At 61.5% G+C, this 4,022-nt stretch carries 3 protein-coding genes and 2 tRNA genes; 1 reads left to right on the top strand and 4 read right to left on the bottom strand.

From position 1 onward, the window contains the following. Window positions 1-278 precede the first annotated feature (278 nt). From Q0349_RS06755 to Q0349_RS06740, 4 genes are all read right to left on the bottom strand, one after another. Window positions 279-354, bottom strand: a tRNA-Lys gene (locus Q0349_RS06755). 4 nt (window positions 355-358) lie between these two features. Then, a tRNA-Lys gene (locus tag Q0349_RS06750) sits at window positions 359-433 on the bottom strand. A 98-nt stretch (window positions 434-531) separates the two neighbouring features. Next, on the bottom strand, window positions 532-1,398 hold the full coding sequence (locus tag Q0349_RS06745; RefSeq protein ID WP_298080114.1) for a DUF4743 domain-containing protein: 867 nt from the start codon (window positions 1,396-1,398) through the stop codon (window positions 532-534). 3 nt (window positions 1,399-1,401) lie between these two features. Next, window positions 1,402-2,373 carry a bile acid:sodium symporter family protein gene (locus Q0349_RS06740; protein ID WP_366916288.1) on the bottom strand — a complete coding sequence of 324 codons (972 nt, stop codon included), beginning with the start codon at window positions 2,371-2,373 and terminating at the stop codon, window positions 1,402-1,404. A 134-nt stretch (window positions 2,374-2,507) separates the two neighbouring features. Here Q0349_RS06740 and hemN point away from each other — a divergent pair, with 134 nt between their 5' ends. After that, window positions 2,508-3,890, top strand: a complete 1,383-nt coding sequence (gene hemN, locus Q0349_RS06735) for an oxygen-independent coproporphyrinogen III oxidase (RefSeq protein ID WP_298080112.1) — start codon at window positions 2,508-2,510, stop codon at window positions 3,888-3,890. The last annotated feature ends 132 nt before the right edge of the window (window positions 3,891-4,022 follow it).

Raw genomic sequence — 4,022 nt, 5'->3', positions numbered from 1 at the left:
GAAGCCCTGCGCCAGCTTGATGTCACCTACCGCAAGGTGCTGCTGGACGCCATCGAAGGCTATTACCGCCGCCGCGAAAAAGTTACCCTGCCGCAGGCCTACTTGCGCTACGCGCTGCAACAGGCGCTGAGCTGACGTCAAAGCCGCGGTCTCACCAACAAAAAAATCCGCCAGGCGAGCCCGGCGGATTAGCGGCAGAAGCATTTGTCCTTGCAATGCCCCACAGACAGAAAAAATAAAACCCATTACGCTGAAACGTAATGGGTTTAACAAGAATCTGGTGGGCCGTAAAGGGCTCGAACCTTTGACCAATTGATTAAGAGTCAACTGCTCTACCAACTGAGCTAACGGCCCGTGATGGTGGGTCGTGAAGGATTCGAACCTTCGACCAATTGGTTAAAAGCCAACTGCTCTACCACTGAGCTAACGACCCGTCTGCCCGTTTGAGGGCGCGCATTATGCCAAAATATTCCTGTTATGCAAGGGGTTTTCCGGGTGTTTTTCTAGTTTGCTGTTTTTGTTAAGAGACGTTTAGCTCTGCATCTGCGGGTGGCGGCGGTGGATGCCACGGCAGAGGGCGGGGTAGTCCGGGGTGTCGTCCGGCGTCAGGTAGCCGTGGCGGATGAGGTAGTCGATGACGACCACGGCGGAATTTTGTTTGAATTCATCGCTGTCGCACACGAGACGGGCGACTTCATCCAGCGGCAGGCAGAGAAATTCGCCGACTTCGCCGTCGCGGTTATGCGGGCGGAAATCGGGCGGCAGCGCCAAATCGTAGTTGTAGAGGGTATCGGCGCGGATGCCGTTCTCCACCTGCGCGGTGTAGCTGATGATGCCGGCCGGGCGTGCCTGCCGCGCGAGATGTTCGGGAATCGCCGCTTCTTCGTCGCTTTCCTTGATGAGGTTCTCAAACACGCCGATGCCGTAGGGGATGCCGCCGGCGGCGACCTGATCCAGTTTGCCCGGTTCAACGCTTTTCGTGGCAGCGCGGCGCGCAATCCACATATGCGGTACGCCGTCGCGCATGGTGGTGCCGTTCAGATGCACGCCGTAACCGCAGACGCCAATCACCGGCGCGGCGGCGCGCTCTATCAGCGCGCGCACCGGGCGATGCAGATTGGCGAGCAGCGGCAGTTGTTCGTTGCGCCAGCCGCTAACGTAGCCTTCGCGGGCAAGCGCAGCGGCGAGGTTGGCGAGAATGGCATTGCGCGCGGCGAAATCGGCGGGCGCGTGCCAGACGAGGCGGTCGCCGTCGTCGCGCAAATCGAGGTCGTGATCGCGCAGGCGGGCGAGGTTGTCGCGCCAGATGAGGCCAACCGGATCGCCGTCGAGGATGAGCGGGCGGTAGGCGGCGAGGTCGGCGCTGTTTAGGTGTTCGATTTTGGCGAGAAAGGACATGGCTCAATCATCCTGCGGGCGTTGGGCGTAGCGCTGCGCCAGCACGGCGCAGATCATCAACTGGATTTGGTGAAAGAGCATCAGCGGCAGGACAAGGATGCCGACGCTGGCGGGCGGAAAGAGGATGTTTGCCATCGGGATGCCGTTGGCGAGGCTTTTCTTCGAGCCGCAGAAGACGATGGTGATTTCGTCGGCCTTGTTGAAGCCGAGCGCGCGCGCGCTGTAGGTAGTGAAAACGAGGACGACTGCGAGCAGGATGAAGGAGACGATGCCGATGACCAGCAGCGTGCCGAGGCTGACCCGGCTCCAGATGCCTTCCAGCACCGCTTCGCTGAAGGCGGTATAGACGACGAGCAGGATTGAGCTTTGGTCGGTGATTTTGATGAGGCGACGGTTTTTCGCAATCCAGTTGGCGGTGAGCGGGCGCGAGAGATGGCCGAGAACGAACGGCAGCAGCAGTTGCAGCATGACGGCGCTGATGGAGCTGGCGAGGTCAGTTTGCCCCTGCGCGCTCAGCAGCAGTCCGACCAGGAGCGGCGAGAGAAACACACCGAGCAGGCTGGAGGTAGCGGCGCTGCAAATGGCGGCGGCAACGTTGCCACGCGCGACCGAGGTAAAGGCAATGGCCGATTGCACCGTCGCCGGCAGGGCGCAAAGGTAGAGGAAACCCTGATACGTTTCCGGGGTGAGTACCGTCGGTACCAGCGGGTGCAAGGTGAGGCCGAGCAGCGGGAACAGCACGAACGTCGTCGCCAGCACCAAGAGATGCAGCCGCCAGTGGCCGACGCCCGCCAGCACCGCCTCGCGCGAGAGTTTGGCGCCGTGCATGAAAAAGAGCAGGGCGATGGCGGCGGTGGTGAGGTGCTTGAAGAAGGTCTTGCCGATGCCTTGCGCCGGGACGACGGTCGCGGCGAGTACCATCAGCAGGATCATGGCAAGGAAGGGGTCGAGATGGAGACGGCGGATGGGGTTCATCATGGCGGTTTTTGCGGTGTAAATGGGGGCGCGAGTATAGCAAGAGCGGGTGGCAGTGGCGCACAAAACCCAAGTCAATGCCGCCGCCGTGCCGCGCTGCTACAATCGCGCCATTTTTCACACCTGCCACCACCATGACCCGTTACTTCGATGCCGAACTCATCGGCAAATACAGCCAGAGCGGCCCGCGCTACACCTCCTACCCGACCGCCGTCGAATTTCACGACCGCTTCACCGCCGCCGACTACGTCCGCCACCTCGAAGCGGGCAACGCCGCCGGGCGCGACCTCTCGCTCTACGTTCACATCCCCTTCTGCGAACACGTCTGCTACTACTGCGGCTGCAACAAAATCATCACCCGCAACCACGACCAGTCCGACGAATACCTCGATCAGCTTGAGCGCGACATCGCCCGCCAGGCGGCACACATCGACAAAAGCCGCCGCGTCATCCAGTTGCATTTGGGCGGCGGCACGCCAACCTTCTTGAACCACGGCCAACTGCGCCGCCTGCTGGCGATGCTGCACGCGCATTTCCCCAACTTTGCCGCCGATGACGCGGGCGAATACAGCATCGAAATCGACCCGCGCACCGTCAGCCCGGACGACCTGCGCTTTTTGCGCGAACTCGGCTTCAACCGCGTCAGCTTCGGCGTGCAGGACTTCGACCCGGCGGTACAAAAAGCGGTGAACCGCATCCAGAGCTTTGAACACGTGCGCGATACCATCGCTGCCGCGCGCGACGCCGGCTACCACAGCATCAGCGCCGACCTCATCTACGGCCTGCCGCTGCAAACCGTGCGCACCTTTAGCCGCACTCTCGAACAAATCCGCGAACTTGCGCCCGACCGCCTCGCCGTCTTCAACTACGCCCATATGCCGCACATCTTCGGCGCGCAGAAACAAATTAACGCCGCCGACCTGCCCGATGCCGCGACCAAACTGCAACTGCTGCAAGCGACCATCGAACAACTCACCGGCGGCGGCTACGAATTTATCGGCCTCGACCACTTCGCCCTGCCCGGCGACAGCCTCGTCCGCCACCAGCGCGACGGCACGCTCTACCGCAACTTCCAGGGCTACTCCACCTTCTCCGACTGCGAACTGCTCGGCTTCGGCATCAGCGCCATCAGTATGCTTGACGGCTGCTACAGCCAGCACGAAAAAGCGCGCAGCCGCTACTACCAGGCGCTGGATAACGGCGCGATTCCGGTGATGCGCGGCATCGAACTCAGCCGCGACGACCACATCCGCCACCACGTCATCACCGAAATCATGTGTAACCTGCGCCTTGACCTCGCTGCCGTCAGCGCGCGCTGGCAGATTAACGCACCCGACTATTTCGCGCGCGAATGGCAGGCGCTGCAACCGCTCGCCGCCGACGGTCTCATTGCCATTCACGGCGACCGTCTTGACGTCCAGCCGCTTGGTCGCCTGCTCATCCGCAACATCGCGATGGTGTTCGACGCTTACCTGCACAAGGCAGAAAACAGCAAGCGCTTTTCCAAAGTCATCTGAATCGCAGCCAACCGTATCATTGCCCGAATAGTCCGCCCTTGCGGCACGCGCTGCAAGAGCGGTCTTTTGCGCGCGCTCGTGTCGCTTTTTCTGCCGCGTTTCGCCCGGTTATTCGCATTTTGTGCGAAAATT

Source organism: uncultured Cardiobacterium sp. (assembly GCF_938028185.1).
GTDB lineage: Bacteria > Pseudomonadota > Gammaproteobacteria > Cardiobacteriales > Cardiobacteriaceae > Cardiobacterium.
Note: the sequence above shows the minus strand (reverse complement) of the source record. Positions and strands in the feature narration are given on the sequence as shown.

What these genes read in the sequence shown, in the direction of transcription:
- Q0349_RS06745 (WP_298080114.1), bottom strand. Translation starts at nt 1,398, where the DNA reads ATGTCCTTTCTCGCCAAAATCGAACACCTAAACAGCGCCGACCTCGCC.
- Q0349_RS06740 (WP_366916288.1), bottom strand. Translation starts at nt 2,373, where the DNA reads ATGAACCCCATCCGCCGTCTCCATCTCGACCCCTTCCTTGCCATGATC.
- hemN (WP_298080112.1), top strand. Translation starts at nt 2,508, where the DNA reads ATGACCCGTTACTTCGATGCCGAACTCATCGGCAAATACAGCCAGAGC.